The following is a 444-nucleotide window of genomic DNA, read 5'->3' on the forward strand; positions in this document are numbered from 1 at the left end:
AATCCAGGTGCTGTCAAAAAAGTCGGTATTAACAGCAATACAGTGGAAATGCAGATGGTGAATGCTTCGGTTTATTCAGAGGACGCTCATGGAGTATGGTCCTTTCAGTTACGTCTGAAGAATGCCGGCAACAAGGCAGTGACCCTGCCGAACTACGAGCTTGCCGTGAAGTCGACCAAAGGTACAGCTTTTCCGGTCAACGCCAAGGCGCTCAGCGGGCTCACGCTGAAACCATTGGAAACAAAGGTTGTTCCACTTACGGTGCAGGTACCCCTTGAGGTCGAGCAAGCCGGGCTGCAGCTGCAGATGATTGAAGCTGTCAGTGCCACAGAAACGGCCGGCCCAACCACTGGCGAAACCGCTGGTACACCTGGAACGGCGGCGGCGGCGGCTCCCAAACTGATTTTTCCGGTAGCCTACTTTACTATCCCTTATGCGCTCCGA

The 444-nt window shown here is 54.1% G+C and carries 1 pseudogene; it reads left to right on the forward strand.

The features are described from left to right. A pseudogene (locus tag ACQ76X_RS36310) lies at nt 1-444 on the forward strand (hypothetical protein); the annotation flags it as partial.

The sequence above is a fragment of the Paenibacillus sp. IHBB 3054 genome (assembly GCF_051594305.1).
In the GTDB taxonomy this organism is placed as follows: Bacteria; Bacillota; Bacilli; order Paenibacillales; family Paenibacillaceae; genus Paenibacillus_AQ.